The sequence below is a fragment of the Desulfosporosinus sp. BICA1-9 genome (assembly GCF_000802135.1).
Genome location: NZ_JUEE01000107.1, coordinates 1 through 21,693, shown reverse-complemented (window position 1 = coordinate 21,693; position 21,693 = coordinate 1). Strand labels below are relative to the sequence as shown.

Below are 21,693 nucleotides of genomic sequence, written 5' to 3'. Positions count from 1 at the left end.
CCTTTCAAGATGTAGGCACTATTCAGGATGCTGAAGAAAAGATCCGCCAGAAAATTTACCAAAAAGGTTTTGTTGCCAAAACTACCTTGGATGGTATTTTAGGCAATAGCGAATTGATTCAAGAAGTTAAAAAGGACGCCTTTTTATATGGTCAGAGTGATTCTACAGTACTTATCGTAGGAGAATCCGGTACAGGGAAAGAACTTTTTGCTCAGGGAATTCATAACGTCAGTCCGAGGGCGAAACGTCCTTTTGTGGCCGTAAATTGCGCAGCTCTTCCTGAAAACTTACTCGAAAGCGAACTCTTTGGCTATGAAGAGGGTTCATTTACAGGAGCCAAAAAAGGCGGGAAACCGGGGCTCTTTGAATTGGCTCACGGAGGAACCATTTTTCTGGATGAGATCGGAGAGATGCCCTTACCATTGCAAGCCCGACTGTTGCGGGTTTTGGAAGAACATGAGGTGCTGCGCATCGGCGGGACCCGGATCCTGCCGGTCAATATCCGGGTGGTGGCGGCTACAAATAGAGACCTTTGGGAAATGGTCATCCAACAACGGTTTCGCGAGGATCTGTATTATCGGCTGAATGTGCTGAGACTGCGCCTCTCTCCATTGCGGCTGCGGAAAGAGGATATTCCCCTGCTAATCGGCAAGTTTCTTTCTGAATTACGCGGTGACTTGAAGCAGGACGAAATTCTTGCAATTTCCAGACATCCCATGTTTAGCGCGCACGATTGGCCCGGCAATGTGCGGGAGTTAAAGAACATGGTGGAAAGGTTTGCCGTGTTGTATGCGAAAGGGACCGGCTTTTCCGAATTGCTAACATCTCTGTTCCAAGATCAAACCGTCGAAAGGTCTGCCTGCAGCGAACGGAGTGAATTAAACCGTATATTGAAGGAGGTTCGGGGAAACAAGACGGAAGCAGCCAAAAGGTTGGGCATCGGCCGCACTACTCTCTGGAGAAAACTAAGAAATGATCAGAGCGGTTGACAGAAACGTTAGCGAAACGCAATGGAACAACTCGGAACAGTAGAGAAACATTGTTGTTTCTCCGGCTTGAGAGACAAAGAGACAAAATGCCTTCTTTCGGCATCTTGTCTCTTTTCTTTATTTGGCATGATTTTTGCGTATCTATATAATCTGAAATTAAAGAAAGGAGGCAGCTCAGATGGGAATGACAATCACGGAAAAGATTTTGGCCGACCATGCCGGGAAAGCCCAGGTGCAACCGGGTGAGTTGGTCAACGGGAAACTGGATGTCGTGCTGGCCAACGACATAACCGCTCCGATTGCTGTTTCTGAACTAAAAAAGATGGGTTATAATCAGGTCTACGACAACAAGCGGGTCATGTTTGTCATGGATCACTTCGCTCCCAACGCCAATTTAAAGGCGGCCCAGCAATGCAAGGTTTGCCGGGATTTCGCCCGCAGCAGCGGGTTGGAGCATTTCTATGACGTGGGCAATATGGGCATTGAACACGCCTTGTTGCCAGAACAGGGTTTGGTCGTGCCTGGTGATGTGGTGATCGGGGGAGATTCCCATACCTGCACGTACGGGGGGCTGGGAGCTTTCGCCACCGGGGTGGGGAGCACCGATGTCGCCGCCGGTATGGCTTTGGGACAGTTGTGGCTCAAGGTGCCGGGGAGCATCAAGTTTGTTTATCGGGGAAAGCTGCCCCGCTTTATCACGGGCAAAGATTTGATTCTCTATACCATTGGTCGCATCGGAGTCGATGGAGCTCTTTATAAAGCGATGGAATTCACGGGCGAGGCCATCAGCCAGCTGGCCATGGACGGACGCTTTACCATGTGCAACATGGCCATCGAGGCAGGGGCGAAAAATGGTATCGTTCCCCCCGATGAACAAACTGAAAACTATGTCAAAAGCCGGGCTAAACGACCCTGGCGCTTCTGGCACAGCGATGCCGATGCCAGATATGAAGCGGTTTTTGAGTACGATGTGACGGATCTGGAACCCCAGGTGGCCTTTCCCCATCTGCCCTCAAACAGCAAAAATGTCAGTGAAGGAATTAATGTCAGTATTGATCAGGTGATTATCGGCTCCTGCACCAACGGCAGGTTGGAAGATCTGCGCTTGGCGGCAGAGCTTCTCAGAGGGAAGAAAGCGCACCCCTACGTCCGTACGGTGATCATTCCCGCCACCCAGGAGATATATCGGCAAGCCATGCGGGAAGGGTTGATCGAGATTTTCATCGAAGCGGGAGCGGCGGTCTCGACGCCTACCTGCGGACCATGCTTTGGCGGGCACATGGGGATTCTGGCTGAGGGGGAACGTTGTGTTTCCACGACCAACCGTAATTTCGTCGGACGGATGGGGCATGCTTCCTCCGAGGTTTATTTGGCCAGTCCTGCGGTGGCTGCTGCCTCAGCCATCAAGGGAAGAATAGCAAGTCCGTGGGAGGTGGTTTAATGGCAGGCAAGGCTTTTGTTTTTGGTGACAATCTGGACACGGATATCATTGTACCGGGTCAGTACCTGACCCTTTCGACACCCGAGGAGCTTGCCAAAGTCTGCATGGCAGGATTGGAGGAAGGATTTGCAGCCAGGATTGGCCGGGGTGATGCTTTTGTCGCCGGCAGGAATTTTGGCTGCGGAAGCTCAAGGGAACATGCTCCCATCAGTATTAAGGCGGCTGGGGTAAGTTGCGTGATGGCGGAGAGCTTTGCCCGCATCTTTTACCGCAATGCCATCAATATCGGGCTTCCTGTTCTGGAGTCCAGGGAGGCAGCAGAATCCATCAAAGAAGGGGACGAGGTTGCGGTGGATCTCCAGCGAGGTATTATTCAGAATCTGACGCGAGGAGAAAGTTATTCGTTTGCCCCTTTCCCTCCGTTTATGCTGGAGATTATGGGAGCAGGCGGCATGGTCGGTTTTGTCAGAAATAAGAAAGAAACAGAATAAAAGAGAGGAGGTTTAAAATGAGCTTAACCGCTATAATTATTGCAGCCATTATCGCATCCGTTGCTCTGGGTTATTATTTCAGCATCAATATTGGGCTTTTTGCCATCGGTTTTGGCTATTTGATCGGGGCCTTTATGATGGGTCTAAAGGTCAAAGAGATTGTTAGCATGTGGCCGACTAATTTATTTTTCTTAATCATGTCGATTACTTTCTTCTATGGCTTTGCCGTGGCCAACGGAACCCTTGAACAAATCGCGCGCAAGACGGTCTTTGCCGCCAGAAGATTTCCCTTCTTAGTGCCTATTGCTCTTTATCTTTTGGCGGTAGTCATGTCCGGGATCGGCCCCGGTCCCTATGCTGTCTTTGTTTTCCTGTCTCCTCTGGTGATGGCCATTGCCGCGGAGACGGGCATGAGCCGCCTGCTGGGTGCTGTTATTGTCGTTGGCGGCGGGGTGGCGGGAGGATTCACCCAACTGAGTATTGGCGGTGGAATTACCAAAGGGTTAATAGAGAAGGCGGGTTATGTGGCCCAGGCAGAAGTCTTCACTTACTCTGTATTTTGGAACTCCCTTTTCGCGGAAACCATCGTCTTTGTCCTGGCTTATTTATTGCTGGGCGGGTATAAAATCAAGCCGGTTAAAATGGATACCCCCCCTGCTTTTACCCGGGCACAGAGAATAAACATGGTTTTGATTGTCGGTGCTCTGGCGGCTGTCGTACTACCATCAACCCTGGCTTCCTTCTTCCCCCAAATTGCTGTGCTAACCATGCTGAAAAATCAGTTGGATGTTACTTTTGTTTCCGTGATTGCTGCTGTTTTAGCTCTGCTCTTTAAGGTCGGGAGCGAAAAAGAGGCCCTGAGCAAGGTGCCTTGGAGCACGATTATTCTCCTATGCGGGATGGGAGTCTTGATAGAAGTGGCTGTCAAAGCGGGTACTATTAAAGAGTTGGCCGCCTGGATGGCCGGCAATGTATCCCTAGGAAGCGCTCCCATTGTTTTGGCTCTGGTGGCTGCTGTTATGAGTTTTTTTTCCAGCACCATGGGGGTAGTCATGCCCACCCTTTATCCCATTGTCCCCGGTATTGCGACATCAGTTGGGGCAAACCCGGCTGTCTTGTTCTCCATCATCACGGTCGCCGCAGCCTTTACCGGTTTTTCTCCTTTCTCTTCCGGCGGAGCTTTGGCCCTAACGGGAGTAACGGACGAAAAGGAGCGCAAAAAACTGTTTACACAGCTCTTATTCTTGCCTTTCGGGGCCGGAGTGCTGGCTTTAATCATGGTAGCTACCGGTCTTATTCGTTAATTTTAAAATTGCAGGAGGATATTATTCTATGAAAGCTAAGAGTTTACGTGAATTGCTTAACCAACCGGGAATTATCCGCGCGCCCGGGGCTTATGATGCCTGGTCGGCACGCCTGGTAGAAATGGCAGGTTTTCCGGCGGTCTATATGACCGGGTACGGAGCTTCGGCCAGTGTGCTGGGCCAGCCGGATATAGGGTTTATGTCGATGACTGAAATGGCAATCCAGGCCAAAAACATGGCCTGGGCTCTCGAAGTTCCCTTGATTGCCGATGCTGACACGGGTTATGGCGGAGTGTTGAACGTGATGCGCACCGTGCGGGAGTACGAACGGGCCGGAATTGCTGCGATTCAACTGGAAGACCAGGTCTTCCCCAAGCGCTGCGGTCACATGGAGGGCAAACAGCTTATTCCCCGGGAAGATATGGTGGCCAAAATCAAGGCTGCAGTGCAGGCCAGGCATTCGGAGGACTTTGTCATTATAGCCAGAACCGATGCCAGGGCGGTAGACGGTTTTGCGGAGGGTATCAGGCGTGCCCAATCCTACGCCGAAGCGGGAGCGGATGTGATTTTCTTTGAGGCTCCTCAGTCGGTGGACGAGATGAAGGAAGTAGCCAAAACCATTAAGAAGCCGTTGCTGGCCAATATGGTGGAGAAAGGAAAAACTCCTTTTCTCACCGCGGGAGAATTGGAGCAAATCGGTTATAAAATTGTCATTTACCCGGTTTCCACTTTATATGCGGCTACCAAAGCCATGACAGACCTGTTGGAACAGTTGAAGCAAGACGATACTACGGTTAATTCCTTGAGCAAGATGGTGGAATTCCCGCAGTTTAATGACTTGGTCGGAGTCGCCCGGATGCGGGCTTTGGAAAAGACCTTTTTGGAATAACAGTCTGGCCGCTAATCAGTAAGGTTTCCGGGCAAAGCAGGTTTTCGTGCGCCATAACTTGTTGTCATTCTCATGTGGTAGGAAACAATGGGTTATGGCGCATCGACGCTTATATTTTACTAGTCAGAAAGTATAACTTTCAGTTACATACTTTCTGGAAGCATAAGTGCAACTAAGGCTGCCACCGGCACCTGAAGGCTTGGCGCCAGCCAAGTTTTCTTTAAGGAGCAAATTTTTTTAAGAACAAAATTCAGATAAGTCAAAAAAATCTATTTTTAGGAGGTAAAAAAAGTGTACAGAGTAGCGATTGACGTGGGTGGTACTTTTACAGATGTGGTGCTGCAGGATGAAAAAAGCGGGAAGATTTATGTCGCCAAGACATCGTCAACCCCAAAGGATCAATCGATCGGCTTAATGAACGGCATCCAAAAGATATGTGAACAGGTTGGCATTTCCACTGAAGAGATTAGGGGCATCATCCACGGGATGACGGTGGCCACCAACGCTGTTCTGGAAAACAAGGGAGCGCGGGTGGGGTTGATCACAACAGCAGGATTCGAGCATATTCTGCATGTGGCACGCTCCTGGACGCCACCGCCTGTGAGCGCTTGGATGGCTTTCCAGAAACCGGAACCTCTGGCTGATCTGGAATTGACACGGGGAGCTAAAGAACGCATGAATGCCAAGGGAGAGGTTTTAGTTCCGCTGGATGAAGAAGCGGTGCGCCAGGATATTGTGGAACTATATGCCAAAGGGGTTGAATCTCTTACCGTCAGTTTGTTGCATTCTTATGCGAACCCGGAACACGAAAAGCGGATCAGGAACATTGCCCAGGAGGTTAATCCTGATATTCCTGTGTCCATCTCCTATGATATTTTGCCCGAGTTCCGCGAGTATGAGAGGACTCTGACTACCGTTATGAATGCTTACGTACGTCCGGTGATGCAGCGTTATCTGAAAAACCTGGAAAACAAGGTTAAGCAAAATGGATTTTCGCCCCGCATCAGCATCGTCCGTTCCGACGGCGGCTTAATGAGTGTGGACGCTGCGTCTTCCAACCCGGTAAATACAATGCTCTCGGGTCCTTCCGGCGGGGTGACCGCTTCGGCTTTGATCGGACGCCAGACCGGCAATCTCAATGTGATTTCTTTCGATATGGGAGGCACCTCAACCGATGTCGCGCTCACGTTAAATGGCGAGCCGCGTGTTTCGCGCGAGACCAAAGTGGGTGTTTTTCCGGTAAAAGCTCCTTCACTGGAAGTTGTCAGCATCGGGGCGGGCGGAGGTTCGATCGCCCACGTACCCATTACAGGGGCTTTGCGGGTAGGCCCTCAGAGCGCGGGGGCTGATCCGGGACCGGCGTGTTACGGCAGAGGAGGAAACGAGGCAGCGGTGACCGATGCCAACCTGGTGTTAGGCTATTTGCCCCGGAAACTGGCCGGCGGGGAACTTGAACTGGACCTGGAGAAAGCTAAGGAAGCCGTGCAAAAGATAGCAGACAGATTGAACATCGGTTTATATCAGGCTGCTCAAGGAATACACTCCATTGTCAATGAAAATATGCTGGGCGGCCTCAGGGTAGTATCCGTAGAAAAGGGCTATGATCCAAGAAATTGCGCTTTGCTGGCTCTCGGTGGTGCCGGGCCCATTCATGCCAATAGCCTGGGTATACTTTCCGGAGCCTTCCCGGTCATCGTTCCGCCAACTCCGGGGGTTCTGTCGGCACTGGGATTTTTGCAAACCAATGTGCGCAATGAATTCTCCCGAACTTTAATTGATGTCTTAAGCAATGTGCAAGCGGATTACCTAGTGGAAGAATTAGAAAAGGTAGGAAAAAGAGCTGGGGATTGGCTGGTTGAGGAAAGAATCGAGGCGGATAAACAACAGATCGGCTATGAAGTGGATGCTAGGTATTTCCGCCAGGGCTTTGAGATCCCGATTCGCATTGAGTTGTCCGAATTGAAAGAAAAGGGTGCTGATATTATCGGTCAGCGCTTTGGGGCGGTTCACGAACAATTATATGGTTTTAAAATGGACATTGATGTGGAGATCGTGAACCTACGTGCTGTCGCCACCGGTCTGGCTCCCCATGTCGAGCTGCCGCGCAAGGCCAAGGGAGGAACTGCTGCCGACAGGGCAGTGATTGACGCCGGGCATGAAGCGTACTTTGACGGGGAGTTTTGTAAAACACCGATTTATGACCGTTTGCTTTTGGAACCGGGAAATATGATCCCGGGACCGGCCATTGTGGTGCAAAGTGACGCGACAACCCTTATTTTGCCGGGTTTCAAGGGCGAAGTAGATGAATACATGAATATTTTAATTGACCGGGAGGGTAAATAAATGAAGTCATTGTCACAACAAATTAAATTGGATTCCATTACAGTTGACATTATGGAAAATGCCTTAAAAAACGTGAAAGAAGAAATGGAAGCCACTTTGTTCAGAGCGGCGATGTCCCCTGTAATCCGGGAACAGCATGACGCCTTTCCCATGATCACCAGTCCGGAAGGGAAAATGGTCGTTGGAAATTTCGGTTCTGCGGTGATGGATGTCGTCCAGAGGTTTGGGGAAGGTCTTGTTGAGGGGGATGTCATATTATTGAGCGATCCATACAGCTGCAACGGATCGATTTCTCATATCAATGACATGATGATTATTTTACCCATCTATCATGAACATACGGTGGTCGGGTATGCTTCGATGTTTGGCCACCTTATGGATGTTGGCGGGCCCGAGCCGGCCAGTTTGCCGGTTACGGCTCAAACTATATTTGGTGAGGGTACCCGCATACCTCCGGTAAAGCTGTATGAAGCAGGCAAGCTTAACAGTACCGTTGTCCAGATTATCCAGGCCAACACCAGAACCCCTATCGAAAACTATAGCGATATCATGGCCCTTGTTGCGGGCTGCCGGATTGCTCAAAAAAGGGTTGTGGAATTGTGCGAGCGCTTTGGCCGGGAGACTTATTTGGCGGCTTTGAAAGCTTTGCTCGATCGGACTAACCAAATGATGAGGCAGTTGCTTGTTAAATTTCTCCCTACCCAACCGGTGAACTTTGAAGATTATATTGACGATGACGGACTGGGCAACGGGCCGTTTAAAATGAAGCTCAGCATATGGCGTCAGGACGACCACGGGTATTTCGACTGGACAGGAACGGATCCCCAGTCTCCTGGCCCGATCAATTATTATTTAAGCGATAACATGTTTAAAATGTTTATCGGAGCCTTCCTGATCAATGCCTTTGACCCGGCCATCATGTTTAATGACGGTTTTTATGACGTACTGCATGTCATTACGCCTGAAGGGAGCCTGGTGCGGCCCAACTTTCCTTCTGCCTTAGGTTGTCGCACCCACGTTTTGAGCCGGCTGTTTGATGTGTTAAGCGGTGCCCTGGCGATCAATTCACCGGCCAGCAGCCCGGCGGCCGGGTATGGAACCAGTCCTTATTTCATTTATTCCGGAAATGACGAAAAAGGACGCTATTTCCATCTTATGGAGGTCCAATACGGAGGACTGCCGGGACGGCCAAACGGGGACGGATTTGACGGTCATTCCTGGTGGCCGGGCTTCGAAAATATTCCGACAGAATACTTGGAAACTTATTACCCGTTGCTGGTTGAATTTTACCGTACCGGCAAGGATTCGGGCGGTGCCGGTTACAACCGTGGCGGGAATTGCAACGAAAAGCTCAATACATGTTTGACCGATGGCAAGGTTTCCATTCACGACGACCGGGCCAAAATCCATCCCTGGGGAATCAATGGAGGAAAATACGGTTCTTGTTCCCGCAAAGTTCTCATACGCACAGACGGGACCAGAACCGAACTGGGATCTAAAGTGGATGGCATCACCGTGCAAAAAGGAGATCAAATACTGTTTATCACCGGCGGCAGCGGCGGCTGGGGAGACCCGTTCAACCGAGAATTCGAGCGCGTGCTGAAAGATGTGCGCAGAGGGTTGGTATCGGTCGAAAAGGCTGAAACTGAGTATGGCGTGATTATAAACCAAGCGGAAATGGAGGTTGACAGAGAAGCTTCGAATGCCTTAAGGGAAAAAATGAGAAAAGAGCGTGGCCCCGTCGAGGAGTTTGATTTTGGCCCAAGCTACTACGAAGCGTGAGTGATTAAGGAAAAAGATGAGGGACTGTGCGTAAGGAGTGAGTTAGCTTGGCTGAATTAAACTATGGCAGTGGATTTTCCGGAGCAATCGGTTTCGGCCAAAAACCGGTTGTGCTGGTTATTGATTTTATTAATGCTTTCACCAATCCGGCTTCACCCCTGGGTGCCGATTTTACTCAGGAAGTGGAAGCCACTCGCCGACTTCTGGAAGCCGCCCGCTCAAAAAAGGCGACTGTTGTCTTTACAACAGTCGCCTACGAACCGGGCTATCAGGATGCCGGCTTCTTCATCCGTAAGGTGCCCGCTTTACGTGTACTGAAAATCGGTTCTGAAGAAGTAAAAGTAGATCCCCGCCTGGATCCTCAGTATGGGGAACATGTGGTCATCAAGAAATACGCCAGTGCTTTTTTTGGCACAAACCTAGCGTCCCTGCTGACGGGACAGGGGGTTGACACCGCTATCATAACGGGGTGTACAACCAGCGGCTGTGTCCGGGCTTCTGCCGTTGACTCCCTGCAGTATGGCTTTCGGACCATCATTCCTCAGGAATGTGTCGGAGACAGGGCCCAGGGGCCGCACCAGGCAAACTTGTTTGACCTGCGGAGCAAGTACGCGGATATTGTTTCCCTCCAAGATGTTTTACTTTACTTGGAACAATTGGGCTGAACATTGAGGAGATACCCGCCGAGGCTAGAAAGTTCAAAAAAAATGCATGGGGGAATATGGAATGTCAATCCAAGAACTTTATAGACAAAAGCTTGTTCATCCCGAAGAAGCTATCAAGCAGGTGCATAATGGGGATCTTATCATGATTCCGACAGGGGTGGGGGAGCCTCCCACCCTGCTAACTACATTATCCGATCATAGGCGGGAGTTCCACGACGTTAAAACAGCACAAATCCTGCCGTTGCGCGCCTATGGCTATTTCGACCGCGAGACGGTTGAACATGTCCGGCATGTGGCTCTGTTTTTTGGTTCCCCTTCACGTCAGGGAGGACAGGAAGGTTGGACGGATTACATCCCCAATTATTTTTCTGAGATTCCAGACCTGATCACACGCAAGCTAATTCCTGCTGATGTCGTCTTCACCTTGGCCTCCCCGATGGATCAGCACGGATATTTCGCGGTCAGCTTAGCTGCGGATTATACGATGGCGGCCATAGCCAGAGCGAGAGCAGTGGTGCTGGAAGTCAATCCGAATGTTCCTTTCGCCTATGGCAACTGTCATGTCCACATTTCCAAGGTCGCAGCGCTCGTTGAAAGCAGTGAACCTATTTTAGAAGTAGGTTTACCTAAGATCGGGCCGGTGCAAGAAGCGATTGGGCGATATGTGGCCGACTTGATTGAAGATGGTTCAACGCTGCAAATTGGCTACGGAGGGATTCCCGATGCGGTTGTCATGCAGTTGACACATAAGCATGATTTAGGTATTCATACTGAGATGTTGGGTGATGGCATCCTCACGCTCATTGAGAGCGGAGCCGTCACGAATAAAAAGAAGAACTATCACCCGGGAAAATTGCTTGCCACCTTTGCTCTCGGATCTAAGAAGCTCTATCAGTTTATGGATCGAAACCCTTCGCTGGAAATGCATCCGGTAGATTTCACCAATGACCCGTTTTTAGCCGGGCAAAACGATAAGCTGATTACGATCAATGCGACTATGCAGGTCGATTTTCTAGGACAATGCGGCTCAGAAAGCCTCGGAATGCTACCTTATTCCGCCACGGGAGGACAGGTTGATTTCGTGCGTGCGGGGAACCGTTCGCAAGGCGGCAAATCCTTTATTGTCTTACCCTCGACAGCCAAGAATGGTACAATCTCCAGAATTGTGCCCACCTTGTCCCTTGGAACCGCTGTGACAACCAGCAAAAACGATGTCAACTATGTCGTCACAGAGTACGGGGTGGCCCAATTGCGCGGCAAATCGGCTAAACAACGGGCACAGGAACTTATTGCTATCGCTCATCCGGATTTCCGGCCGGAACTCACGGCTCAAGCCCGATGGATGAAGTTAGTGTAAAGTGAGACTAGCTAGAGTCGTATGAAAGTAAGTTTTTAGTATGTGAGGAGTATAGAAGTGATTTTTGATTTAAATGAAGACCATATCATGATGCGCAAAATGGTGCGCGATTTCGCCGAGAAAGAATGTGCACCGAAGGCTGAGGAACGCGATGAAAAGGAAGAATTTCCTCGCGAGATTTGGGAAAAGCTCGCAGATCTTGGACTAGCCGGAATTATCTTTCCTGAGAAATGCGGCGGTGTGGATGCGGATTATCTTTCTTACGCCATCGCCGTCGAAGAACTCTCCCGGGTCGATGCTCCGTTGGCGTGACCGTATCGGCTCATTCCAGTCTCTGTGCTAACCCGCTCCTCAGCTACGTATGAACTCGTTTTTGATAATGTACGAGTACCTGCAGAAAACCTTCTAGGTGAGGAAGGGCAAGGGTTTAAGATTGCCATGGTGACCCTCGATTACGGGCGTATTGGAATTACTTCCCAGGCTTTGGCTATTGCCCAGGGAGCCTATGAACAAGCCTTGAAATATTCCAAAGAAAGAGTCCAATTTGGAAAGCCAATCTCCAATTCCAGGCTAATCAGTTCAAATTAGCTGACATGGTGACCCAGATCGAAGCATCCCCAAGAAGGAATTCACTTTTCTTCTGAAGAATTAAGAGAATATCTTTATACTTATCAATCAAATTAAAAGGGGGACGTCGAATGGCCAGTCGTATTGTTCACACTTCAAAAATGACCTGGGTTCTAGACCCGAATGCACCGATGCTCGGACCTGTTGCTAATGGTGGAACTATTGTGGCCCGGGTTTCGCCGGGTTGCTGGGGTGCCATGATTACACCGGATTATGCCAGCGGTCATGAAGTCACGCATCCAATTGCGGTCGAGGGTGCAGAAGTCGGGGATGCTGTTTGCCTCAAAATTAAAAAGATCAATGTCTTATCCTTAGCGACCACTTCTGGTACGGATAATTTCGTTGAAGAAAATTACGTTGGGGATCCCTTTGTGGCAAAACGCTGCCCAGGCTGTGGTGAAATCAACCCCAAAACCTATATTGAAGGTATCGGCGAAGATGCTATCAAATGTGACAAATGCCATACCTCGGTCAAACCCTTCCACCTCGATAACGGTTACACTATGCTTTTTAACGAAGAACGCTCCCTTGGGATCACCGTTCCACCCGAGCAAGCCAAAGAGATAGCCGAACAAGCCATATATTTCAGCGCCCTTCCCCCCGAATCTTGCCAATACTCCTCCAACTTATTGGCTAAAGGGGATATACCCGGAGTGCTCACCCGAGTTCGGCCGATGGTTGGAAACATAGGTTCCTGCCCAGCCGTTGCCCTTCCCTCCTCCCATAACGCTGGAGATTTCGGAAGTTTTCTCTTGGGTGCCCCTCATCAATACGCTCTCACGGAGGAAGAGCTTATTAAGCGAACCGATGGTCATATGGATGTTAATGAAGTGCGGGAGGGAACGATCCTCATCGTTCCTGTCAAAGTTCCTCAAGCTGGGATCTATGTTGGCGACGTTCACGCCATGATGGGAGACGGGGAAATTGCTGGTCACACCACCGATGTTTCCGCTGAAGTCATCCTTGAGGTTCAGGTGATTCAAGGCTTAACCCTCGAAGGCCCGCTTATTCTCCCACACCTTGAAGACTTGCCTTATTTAGCACGTCCATATTCGGAAGAAGAAAAAGTAAAAGCCCAGCGCTTGGCCCAAGCGAATCACTTCGCAGTCGAAACTGAAATGTACCCCGTTCAAGTTCTTGGTACAGGGGCAGATTTAAACAAAGCCACTCAGAACGGCTTGGAGCGCATGTCCGCTCTCATTGGGTTTTCGATTGCTGAAGTCAAAAACAGAGCAACGATTACCGGCTCAATCGAAATCGGACGTCTTCCCGGTGTGGTCCAAGTCACGATGCTTACCCCAGCTTCTATACTGCAAAAGTTAAATTTACTTGAAATTTATCAAGAGAAATATGGACACTGAAAACTAACTCATTGAATATCGCGATAATTAACTTAATATTCAGAATTGTATTGACGCATTTATTGCTCGAAAGGTATAATCAAATTTAGTTGGTCCTAATATATAGTAAATTTGTCATTAAATATATTTTAGGAGGTGAACAGGCGAAGGTTGCGACGTTATTTGAAAATGGGTATACTTTTTTAAAGGTTAATTTATGAACGGAGGGGGTTAGATCATGAAGAAAAAGTTATTTACCGTAATTTCTATCGCCGCAATCAGCAGTTTGATTGTCGCGGGTTGCGGAGGCAAGGAGGTCACTAGCAGTTCAAATTCCAATGCAACTGTGAACGGCGGAACGATCAAGATCGGAGCTGTCCTGCCGTTAACTGGCGGCTCGGCTGTATTCGGCGAAAAGTTTAAACAAGCCTACTCTCTTGCGCTTGAAGAAATCAACGCCAAGGGCGGCGTTAAAGGCAAAAAATTAGAGATTGTCTATGAGGATAGCCAAGAGAAACCGGCAGTTGGGAAAACGGCTGCGGAAAAACTCGTCAGCAATAAAGACATTTTGATTTTGATCGGCGGACGTTCCTCAGGTGTGACCCTGCAAGAAGCAGCGGTAGCCGAAGAAAACAAGGTTCCCTATTTGATTGAACATGGTTCTTCCGACCTGGCTACTATTGGGGACAAAAAGTATGTGTTTCGTCTAAATCCCACATCAGGCATGTACACAGAGACTTTACGTAAAATGTTCAAAGAAAATCCGCCTAAGTCCATTGCCTACGTCAATGTCGATAACGCATTTGGGGAAGCGGCTTATCAATATGGATTAAAGGGCTACTTTGAGGAAAGCAAAGTTCCGGTTACGATCGAAAAATACAAAGCTGGAGAACTTGACCTGAAGCCTGTTATGGAGAAAGTGAAAGCGCAAAATCCTGAAGTAGTAATCATGACGGCAGGCGATGACAATGATGCCACACAACTGATCAAAGCGGCAAAAGAAGCAAACTTGAGTCCGAAATACTTTATCGGAACCGGTGCAGGTCACTCGATCATCGGTTTTGCAAAACAGGCAGGCGCATTGTCAAATACGGTTTTAACGGCAGGTCCTTGGCACGGAAACAAGAAAGATCCGAAGTGGCAGGAATTCAACAAGAAATTCACGGAGAAATTCGCACATGAACCGGGTGAACACGAAGTGGAAGGATACGCTGCCATTTATGTAATCGCAGACACCCTGTCCCGCACGAAAAACTTAGACCGTGAAGGAGTTCGCGAGGCCTTGGCGCAAACGGATATGGATACCATCTTCGGTCATATAAAATTCGAAAAATTTGGTTCTTATTCCAATCAAAATAAAGCGATTACCGATGTATCACAGTGGATTGACGGCAAACTTTATACCGTTTATCCAACTCAATATGCGGAAAAACAAATTGTTCCCTTTAAGGGTTGGAAATAATTAATAAACAAGGGAGAGGGTAATCCCTCTCCCTTTAAGGTTTATGGAGAATCAAGGGGGAGAATATGTTGCAGACATTGGCAGATGGTCTTCTGATCGGTGGGATATATGCTGTTATCGCTCTCGGGTTAACTTTGATTTTTGGCGTGATGCGTGTGATTAACATGGCCCATGGCGAATTTGTCATGATAGGGATGTTTGTGAGTTATCTTCTGTTTTCAAAGTTGGGCGTGGATCCGTTTGTTAGTATATTGATCACGGTTCCCGCGTGTTTTGTGATTGGATTTTTTTTATATCGCCTTTTTGTTGAAAAAGCGCTGCGGGCCAGTGAAGAAAACACGTTGCTGTTGACGGCCGGAACAAGCATTTTTATCGCAAACTTAATGGCCCTGCCGGCTTTTATCGGTCCGAAGTTTTTGCGTTTGAGCAGTGAAAATTTGTATTGGGCAAACAAAGTCTGGTATGTGGGAGGGATTTCACTAAATGCGGCGATGGCTGCAGGGTTCTTGGTTACAGGTGTCATCATTTTCGTGCTTCACTTGTTGCTAATGAAAACGGATACGGGTTTTGCGATTCGTGCTTCCGCCCAAGATCCCACAGCCGCAACGATTATGGGGGTCAATGTTCCTTTCATTTCAGGCATTACATTTGGTCTTGGAGCTGCCTTTGCGGGAGTGGCTGGTAATATTCTCTCGGCTAATTACCCGATTTACGCCGCCATCGGCACTTTGTTTGTGGTAAAAGCTTTTGTCATCGTTGTACTAGGAGGAATGGGTTCCATTCCGGGGGCGGCTGTTGGAGGGTTAATCCTTGGAGTTACGGAAAGTTTTGGATCCGCCTATGTTCCTCATGGAACGGGTTTCCGGGATGTGTTCGGACTCGTGATTTTCTTATTGGTATTGCTGTTCCGACCACAAGGCTTGTTTGGGAAGGGGCATTAACATGAAAGCAATTTTGACAACAGGGATTCTGGCGGGATTATTGGCATTGGTAGTACCGATGTTTGCCGATATTCATATCTATGCGGTGGTTACGATTGTCCTCATAAGTATCATGTTTGGTCAAGCCTGGAATCTGCTGGGGGGATTTACGGGACAGATTTCCTTCGGACACGCTATGTTTTTTGGCTTGGGTGCTTACGTGGCCATGATTGGGGCGGTTAGAGGACATATGGATATGGGGCTCGGATTGCTGCTAGGCGGGCTGAGTGCCGGTCTTTATTCGATTCCGATTGGGGCTTTGATTTTTCGGCTGCGGGGACCATATTTCGCCTTAGGCTCGCTGGCATTGGCTGAAATCATGCGCATTGTGGCGGCAAACTGGAAAAGCATAACCAACGGCGGAGAAGGGATGCCATTGTCTGGTGTCAACACCATGTTTGGCATCCCCATTTCCAGCAAACAAGAGTACTTTTATATGGCAGTAGTGTTGGCTGCTCTCTTTTCACTTTTCTGCTCTTACTTGATGAAAAGCAAAACGGGTTACAGCATGATCGCGATTCGCGAAAACGAAGAGTCGGCCCAAGCGATGGGCATCCATACTCCGCGCTATAAAAGCAGCGCGTTATTTATCAGCGCTTTTTTAACCGGAAGCGCAGGGGCTTTTTTCGGATACTACAACAAATTTATTGATCCGGATATGGTCTTAAGCACGCATATATCCACAGAAATGATTTTTGTGACCGTGATTGGCGGGATTGGAACGATTGCCGGTCCCATTGTCGGTTCAGCCATTTTGGTGGTGCTGCAAGAGTACCTGAAAGGAATTCCGACCTTGCAAACCTATCCTTCTTTATACTTGACGATTTACGGTTTTCTGCTGATGATGGTCATTCTGTACTTACCGGGCGGCATTGTGGATGGATTCAAAAGATTGTACCGCTGGTTTTTTGCGAAAACTCGCCATTCGGGCATCGGAAAGGAGAAAACCGTATGACCGGATTTTTGGAAGCGCAAAATCTTACGAAACAATTTGGCGGGGTCAAGGCGGTGGACGATGTCTCCTTTTCAGTTCAAAAAGGACAGATTATGGCGTTGATTGGTCCCAATGGTGCCGGGAAAACCACCTGTTTTAATATCATCGCAGGAGCGTTTGACCCGACTGCCGGCAAGGTTGCTTTCAAAGGCCAAAACATTACGGGAAAAAAACCCTATGAACTCAACCATCTTGGCATTGCCCGCACGTTTCAAATCGTAAAACCGCTTGCCAAACTTTCCGTATTCGATAATTTGATGGTCGCTTCGCTCGCTAAAAGCAAAAATCTGAAAGAAGCCCAACAAAAAGCGGAAGCTATCATGTCGCTTACCCAGTTGAGTTCTCTTGCTCATACCATGGCGGGAAAATTGCCAATTGGAAATTTAAAGCGGCTTGAAGTGGCTCGGGCACTGGCGACAAATCCGGAATTGCTGCTGATGGATGAACCGATGGGCGGTCTGACTCCGGCGGAAGTGGATCAGGCAATCGAGTTGATCCGCGCAATCAGGAAGATGGGAATTACCATTGTCATCATTGAACATATCATGAAAGCGGTTATGGCGGTAGCCGAAGCGATTGTCGTGCTGCAAAACGGGAAAATGATTGCCAGCGGGGATCCGCAAGACGTGGTCAAAAATGAAGCGGTAATTAAAGCGTATTTGGGGGATGCCTATGCTGCACATCAGTAATTTGCAAAGCTTTTACGGGAATGTACAAGCGGTATGGGACGTGTCGCTTGCAGTGAAACAGGGTGAAGTGGTATCCATGATCGGAGCAAACGGAGCGGGCAAAACCACCATCCTGAAATCGATTGTAGGATTGGTGACGAAAAAAGGGACGTTGATGTTTGACGGCCAAGACATTTCAACTCTACCTGCCCACCGGATGGCGGGAATGGGGATTGCCTATGTTCCCGAAGGCCGCCGCGTTTTTCCAAGCATGACGGTGGAAGAGAACCTGAAAATGGGAGGGTACAATAAACGGGCCAGAGTAGGACGAAATGATTCTATAGCCTACGTATTGGATTTATTTCCACGAATGAAGGAGCGTTTTCATAATTTGGCGGGAAATCTGTCAGGTGGGGAACAGCAAATGCTGGCAATTGCGCGGGGACTTGTGAGTCAACCGCGACTGCTGCTGCTGGATGAACCTTCACTCGGAATTGCTCCCATTTTGGTAGAAGAAATATTTAAAACATTAGATATCATAAAAAATGAAGTGACAATTATGCTGGTGGAACAACATGTGCACCATGCACTGTCTATCGCCAACCGCGGATATGTGTTGGAACACGGACGGATCGTCTTGGAGGGAACAGGAGAGGAACTGAGGCAAAACGATCATGTTCGAGAGGCTTATCTTGGAATGTAAAGAAATCGCAACTATACAGGTACACGAAAAGGTCAACACACATTGGGGTGCAATGCATCCCGTGTTTAAAAGGATTTCGACAAGCAGATCGAGTCATTGTTTGTTTCATTCAGAAATGCGCTTATGCAGGTGCGTTTATAATGTAAACACAAAATCCCTTGTGGAATAGTTGTAAGTTGGAGTAGAGTAAATGGGGGGGTACGGGATGAAAGGCTTTTTTGGAAAACTTTTGAGGATTAACCTCACGACTAGGTCGTACATTGTTGAGGAGATTCCGGAGGAAATACTTAAAACTTACCTTGGGGGAAAAGGCCTAGGTTCCTACTTGCTTTTAGAAAATGTCAGGACTGGGATTGACCCGCTCTCAGAGGACAACAAGCTAATTTTTGTTGCCGGTCCCGCTACAGGTACGGGAATGTGGGGTTCCAGCCGTTACGGAGTCTATAGTAAATCACCGCAAACAGGATTATATGGCGAATCATATTCCGGGGGCAAGGTCGCACCTCTGATGCGCAAAACCGGCTACGATGCGATTATTTTGGAGGGAGCGGCAGACGTGCCGCTTTCTCTAGAAATATCCGATTGCAAGGTCGAGTTCCGAAACGCCAACCATCTCTGGGGTAAAGATACCTTTGAGACGGAAGATCGGGTTTTAGAGGAGGTTGGAGTACCTGAAGCTCAGGCCATAGTTATAGGTCCGGCAGGGGAAAATCTGGTACGGTTCGCCTGTATCGAAAATAACTATTGGCGTTCGGCCGGTCGCACCGGTATGGGCGCGGTGATGGGCTCGAAAAAGGTTAAAGCTATTGTTTTTCACGGTCAAGCCCAGGCAGAAGTCGCTGATCCGGAGCTACTCAAGGACTTAATTAAATCCCTGACGGCGAAGGCTAAAGGGAATGTAGGGGTTAAGGCGTATCAAACTTACGGCACCACCCAGATGGTTAAAACCATGAATTGTGCAGAAACCTTCCCCACAAAATACTGGTCCAAAGGGATTTATGAGAATTGGAAAGAGCTTAGTGGGGACACCTTACTCGCTGAACATGAGGTCAAACCGAATGCCTGTCCCACTTGTTTCTTAGCCTGCGGCAAGCTTACCACGGTCTCTAAAGGAATCTATAGTGGACTAAAGGTAGAAGGGCCAGAGTATGAGACTATTTATGCCTTTGGGGGGCTTTGTTGCATCGGTGATTTAGCTGAGATCCTCCACTTAAATGATCTCTGTGACCGTTTAGGGATGGATACGATCACGGCAGGGAATTTAGTTGCCTTTACTATGGAAGCGGTTCTGCGTGGTAAAGTCGAAGCCAACTTAAGTTACGGTGATGCATTGGGGGTGGCTGACTTACTTGTGGATATAGCCAAGGTAAGAGGTCTAGGGGTGATCTTGTCCCAAGGGATTAAACCTGCCGCCAAAGTTTGGGATCTTGAGGATATTGCCATCCACGTCAAAGGTTTGGAACCCTCCGGCTATGACCCCCGGGTGCTGAAAGGCATGGGGCTGGCCTATGCCACATCAACCAGAGGTGCCTGCCATCTGCGCGCAACCTTTTATAAGGCAGAGTTAAGTGGGATGATTGATCCTGCCATTACCCAAGGTAAAGCCGAAATGTTTATCGATTTTGAAAATAGGTTAACTCTTTTTAATGCGCAAATTCTATGTGTCTTCTATAGGGACATGATCCTCTGGCCAGAACTTAGACAGTTAGTAAAAGCACTTACCGGTTGGGATTATACCCAGCCAGAACTCGAAGAGATTGCCAACAGAATTGTAACTTTAACAAAGGTTTTTAATCTCCGCGAAGGTGCGACTAGGGAACAGGATACACTGCCGAAGCGGATGTTCAGGGAACCGCTGAACGAGGGTCGGGATGTTATCACAGTTGAAGAACTAGACTTTATGCTCGACGAATATTACAAATTAAGAGGGTGGGATAGTCAAGGACGACCACCCGTTATACTATATTAATAGCCAGTACGAAGATTCTGGGCTTTTCAAAAATAGACATCTCCATCTCCATCAAATCCATTGAGGATGAAATCAGTACTTCATCGATCATTGGCATTGAATTTGCATAATAATTAAGGTATGCTTCATTAGAAGTAAACACACGGGGGGTAGATCGGATTGATCGCGTGGACTCTAAATTCATGTAGGCGGGTGAAACTCCCGTACTCCTCGCCAAAAAATTCAGGGGGTAAGCGGAGTGGACATCACATGGACGCTGATCCAAAAACAGAGATTGCAAGAACTAAACGCCAGTGAAGTACAGCAAGAGATTTGTTTTAAGTCACTTCAAGACCGTGACCATGCCTTTCAGGAACAGGAACACCTCTTGGTGGTTAGGGGTAAACGCAGATTACAGGAACTGCGTGAGATTAAGAAACGACCATCTTTGTGTGTGCTCGAACAACAACTCGTCGAAGCTTTGACCCAGAAGGGATTCGTCCAGGTGGTAACTCCAACGATTATTTCAAAAGGATAATTGGCCAAAATGTCGGTCTCGGAGGATCATCCGCTCTTTTCCTAGGTATTCTGGCTCGATCCCAAGCGTTGTTTACGTCCGATGCTGGCGCCAAATCTATATACACTATGGAAAGATTTATTGTGTTTATGGGAAAAACCGATACGCATCTTTGAGATCGGGACGTGCTATCGGAAAGAATCCCAAGGTTCTCTACATCTGAATGAATTTACTATGCTCAACCTGACAGAACTAGGCTTACCAGAAGATCAGAGACAACAGCGATTAGAAGAACTCGCGGCCTTGGTTATGGATACCGCCGGAATTACAGATTATCAGTTGGAATTAACGAACTCCGTCGTTTATGGGGATGCGTTGGACGTCGTAAAAGGCATCGAGTTAGGTTCGAGCGCCATGGAACCCCATACCCTGGATGATCAGTGGGGAATTTTTGATCCTTGGGTGGGGATCGGATTTGGCTTGGAACGTTTATTGAAAGTGAAGGAAGAAGCTCAAAATGTCCAAAGTATGGGTAGAAGCCTTACCTATCTTGACGGAGTACGCTTAAATATCTAAGGATATGATAGGGTATAGCACAAGTGCCTTACAGCTCGCCAAGACAAGAAACTTCTTCTGGCTTGGGTCTGGGCTTGGGTGAGATTTTGGACCTTGTGACGCTGTTTGCGTTAATTAAGCAAATAAACTTTGTGTGCTGTTTAAGTGAATGATTTTGAAATGGTTCGGTGATCTTGACACCGGGCCTCTTTTGTGCGCCGGGCAGTTCTATTTGTATTGGAGGATTAAAGTTCCTCTGTGCGCCGATTCCATTCGGAAGCACTAGCTAACAGACAGGGCGTCGTCCGTGAGGAGGGGTCCGGAGGGTCTGAAGGCAAACTGTGGAACGGAGCGAAAGCGAACCGATGCTGGCTGGTTTGGTGGGTAACTTTGCAAGATGTGAGAAAGCCCGATAAATGGAAAAAGCCAAATTAGTTAAGACGGTCGAGTTCACAGGGAGGCAAGTAGGATGACCCCGGGAGATCTCGCAGTGCCCGTGGAACGGTAACCTGACCTGCAAGGAGTGGTACTCTAAGTGGTCAACTATGCATTGGAGAAGTCAGACGTACCCGTAGTGCGTGCGTGGCAGCACGTTCATCAGGTGGGTTAAAGTCCCACTGGATCCCGGACTGGGGGAT

18 protein-coding genes and 1 pseudogene are annotated in these 21,693 nt (G+C 48.5%); all 19 read left to right on the top strand.

Going from position 1 to position 21,693, the window contains the following annotated elements:
* On the top strand, positions 1–989 hold a 989-nt coding region (locus JL57_RS13740; RefSeq protein WP_034142614.1), incomplete at its 5' end, for a sigma-54-dependent Fis family transcriptional regulator.
* Positions 990–1,167: 178 nt separating this feature from the next.
* Complete coding sequence (gene leuC, locus JL57_RS13735) at positions 1,168–2,430, top strand: 3-isopropylmalate dehydratase large subunit (protein WP_034142613.1); 1,263 nt, start codon at positions 1,168–1,170, stop codon at positions 2,428–2,430.
* On the top strand, positions 2,430–2,921 hold the full coding sequence (locus JL57_RS13730) for a 3-isopropylmalate dehydratase small subunit (RefSeq protein ID WP_034142612.1): 492 nt from the start codon (positions 2,430–2,432) through the stop codon (positions 2,919–2,921). The genes leuC and JL57_RS13730 overlap by 1 nt, the downstream gene beginning before the upstream one ends.
* Before the next feature lie 17 nt (positions 2,922–2,938).
* Positions 2,939–4,225 (top strand): SLC13 family permease, encoded by a 1,287-nt coding sequence (locus JL57_RS13725; protein WP_034142611.1) that lies wholly within the window; start codon positions 2,939–2,941, stop codon positions 4,223–4,225.
* 28 nt (positions 4,226–4,253) lie between these two features.
* Complete coding sequence (locus JL57_RS13720) at positions 4,254–5,114, top strand: oxaloacetate decarboxylase (RefSeq protein WP_034142610.1); 861 nt, start codon at positions 4,254–4,256, stop codon at positions 5,112–5,114.
* A gap of 291 nt (positions 5,115–5,405) precedes the next feature.
* Positions 5,406–7,457 (top strand): hydantoinase/oxoprolinase family protein, encoded by a 2,052-nt coding sequence (locus JL57_RS13715; RefSeq protein WP_034142609.1) that lies wholly within the window; start codon positions 5,406–5,408, stop codon positions 7,455–7,457.
* Positions 7,458–9,239, top strand: a complete 1,782-nt coding sequence (locus JL57_RS13710; RefSeq protein WP_034142608.1) for a hydantoinase B/oxoprolinase family protein — start codon at positions 7,458–7,460, stop codon at positions 9,237–9,239. It abuts the gene before it with no gap.
* A gap of 47 nt (positions 9,240–9,286) precedes the next feature.
* Positions 9,287–9,904 carry an isochorismatase family protein gene (locus tag JL57_RS13705; RefSeq protein ID WP_034142607.1) on the top strand — a complete coding sequence of 206 codons (618 nt, stop codon included), beginning with the start codon at positions 9,287–9,289 and terminating at the stop codon, positions 9,902–9,904.
* A gap of 61 nt (positions 9,905–9,965) precedes the next feature.
* Positions 9,966–11,261, top strand: a complete 1,296-nt coding sequence (locus tag JL57_RS13700) for an acetyl-CoA hydrolase/transferase family protein (RefSeq protein WP_034142606.1) — start codon at positions 9,966–9,968, stop codon at positions 11,259–11,261.
* A gap of 57 nt (positions 11,262–11,318) precedes the next feature.
* Positions 11,319–11,878, top strand: a pseudogene (locus JL57_RS13695) (acyl-CoA dehydrogenase family protein); the annotation flags it as partial.
* Between the two features lie 81 nt (positions 11,879–11,959).
* Positions 11,960–13,249 (top strand): acetamidase/formamidase family protein, encoded by a 1,290-nt coding sequence (locus JL57_RS13690; RefSeq protein ID WP_034142605.1) that lies wholly within the window; start codon positions 11,960–11,962, stop codon positions 13,247–13,249.
* A gap of 217 nt (positions 13,250–13,466) precedes the next feature.
* A complete protein-coding gene (locus JL57_RS13685; RefSeq protein WP_034142604.1) occupies positions 13,467–14,690 on the top strand; it encodes an ABC transporter substrate-binding protein in 1,224 nt (407 codons plus the stop codon).
* Between the two features lie 65 nt (positions 14,691–14,755).
* Positions 14,756–15,631, top strand: coding sequence for a branched-chain amino acid ABC transporter permease (locus JL57_RS13680; RefSeq protein WP_034142603.1), 876 nt, complete (start codon positions 14,756–14,758; stop codon positions 15,629–15,631).
* Complete coding sequence (locus tag JL57_RS13675; RefSeq protein WP_291300073.1) at positions 15,615–16,625, top strand: branched-chain amino acid ABC transporter permease; 1,011 nt, start codon at positions 15,615–15,617, stop codon at positions 16,623–16,625. Before JL57_RS13680 ends, JL57_RS13675 begins: the two co-directional genes overlap by 17 nt.
* The gene (locus tag JL57_RS13670) at positions 16,622–17,353 is read left to right on the top strand and encodes an ABC transporter ATP-binding protein (protein ID WP_034142602.1); all 732 of its coding nucleotides are present in this window, start codon (positions 16,622–16,624) and stop codon (positions 17,351–17,353) included. Before JL57_RS13675 ends, JL57_RS13670 begins: the two co-directional genes overlap by 4 nt.
* A complete protein-coding gene (locus JL57_RS13665; protein ID WP_034142601.1) occupies positions 17,337–18,035 on the top strand; it encodes an ABC transporter ATP-binding protein in 699 nt (232 codons plus the stop codon). The genes JL57_RS13670 and JL57_RS13665 overlap by 17 nt, the downstream gene beginning before the upstream one ends.
* Positions 18,036–18,240: 205 nt before the next feature.
* The gene (locus JL57_RS13660; protein WP_034142600.1) at positions 18,241–20,004 is read left to right on the top strand and encodes an aldehyde ferredoxin oxidoreductase family protein; all 1,764 of its coding nucleotides are present in this window, start codon (positions 18,241–18,243) and stop codon (positions 20,002–20,004) included.
* 238 nt (positions 20,005–20,242) lie between these two features.
* On the top strand, positions 20,243–20,521 hold the full coding sequence (locus JL57_RS36415; RefSeq protein ID WP_366557024.1) for a hypothetical protein: 279 nt from the start codon (positions 20,243–20,245) through the stop codon (positions 20,519–20,521).
* A gap of 81 nt (positions 20,522–20,602) precedes the next feature.
* Positions 20,603–21,076, top strand: a complete 474-nt coding sequence (gene pylSc / locus JL57_RS36410) for a pyrrolysine--tRNA(Pyl) ligase large subunit (protein ID WP_366557023.1) — start codon at positions 20,603–20,605, stop codon at positions 21,074–21,076.
* Positions 21,077–21,693 lie beyond the last annotated feature (617 nt).

Bases quoted from the DNA above. Each gene is read 5' to 3' on its own strand.
- leuC (WP_034142613.1), top strand. From the start codon at position 1,168: ATGGGAATGACAATCACGGAAAAGATTTTGGCCGACCATGCCGGGAAA.
- JL57_RS13730 (WP_034142612.1), top strand. From the start codon at position 2,430: ATGGCAGGCAAGGCTTTTGTTTTTGGTGACAATCTGGACACGGATATC.
- JL57_RS13725 (WP_034142611.1), top strand. From the start codon at position 2,939: ATGAGCTTAACCGCTATAATTATTGCAGCCATTATCGCATCCGTTGCT.
- JL57_RS13720 (WP_034142610.1), top strand. From the start codon at position 4,254: ATGAAAGCTAAGAGTTTACGTGAATTGCTTAACCAACCGGGAATTATC.
- JL57_RS13710 (WP_034142608.1), top strand. From the start codon at position 7,458: ATGAAGTCATTGTCACAACAAATTAAATTGGATTCCATTACAGTTGAC.
- JL57_RS13700 (WP_034142606.1), top strand. From the start codon at position 9,966: ATGTCAATCCAAGAACTTTATAGACAAAAGCTTGTTCATCCCGAAGAA.
- JL57_RS13690 (WP_034142605.1), top strand. From the start codon at position 11,960: ATGGCCAGTCGTATTGTTCACACTTCAAAAATGACCTGGGTTCTAGAC.
- JL57_RS13685 (WP_034142604.1), top strand. From the start codon at position 13,467: ATGAAGAAAAAGTTATTTACCGTAATTTCTATCGCCGCAATCAGCAGT.
- JL57_RS13680 (WP_034142603.1), top strand. From the start codon at position 14,756: ATGTTGCAGACATTGGCAGATGGTCTTCTGATCGGTGGGATATATGCT.
- JL57_RS13670 (WP_034142602.1), top strand. From the start codon at position 16,622: ATGACCGGATTTTTGGAAGCGCAAAATCTTACGAAACAATTTGGCGGG.
- JL57_RS13665 (WP_034142601.1), top strand. From the start codon at position 17,337: ATGCTGCACATCAGTAATTTGCAAAGCTTTTACGGGAATGTACAAGCG.
- JL57_RS13660 (WP_034142600.1), top strand. From the start codon at position 18,241: ATGAAAGGCTTTTTTGGAAAACTTTTGAGGATTAACCTCACGACTAGG.
- pylSc (WP_366557023.1), top strand. From the start codon at position 20,603: ATGCTGGCGCCAAATCTATATACACTATGGAAAGATTTATTGTGTTTA.